We start from the raw sequence: 392 nt of genomic DNA, 5'->3' as shown, positions 1-392 counted from the left end.
ACTACTACCAGTAGTATCATCATCGTCATCATCCGATGAGAAATCTATTTCCGCACCAGGAAATATGTATCGTCGTGGTGGACAGGATATATATGATGAATTGTCAATAAATAATGAAGAATTTTTCAATGAAGACAATATCTGTTTTGATGTAGATGATATTTCAGTTTTTAATGGTTCCGGATCTGATGATTGATGATGAACATCATTATCTGATAAAAGTTTTTGTTTTTTTCTTTCCGGTTCTTGTGTAGTTAGGAGATTTTCATAAGGAATTTCTTTCAATAATTTTGATTGAACATTTTTAATTTGTCCAAATGTTGAGTCTAATTTTGCTAAACGAAGACATAATTCATTGATAATAACATCACAATTACCTAGTAATTCAATAT

1 protein-coding gene is annotated in these 392 nt (G+C 29.6%); it reads right to left on the bottom strand.

The window, feature by feature from the left end:
- The coding region (locus BTA35_RS19055) for a hypothetical protein (protein WP_161489902.1) at positions 1 to 392 on the bottom strand (392 nt) is incomplete at both ends.

The sequence above is a fragment of the Oceanospirillum linum genome, assembly GCF_001995095.2.
Classification (GTDB): Bacteria; Pseudomonadota; Gammaproteobacteria; order Pseudomonadales; family Halomonadaceae; genus Oceanospirillum; species Oceanospirillum linum.
Note: the sequence above shows the minus strand (reverse complement) of the source record. Positions and strands in the feature narration are given on the sequence as shown.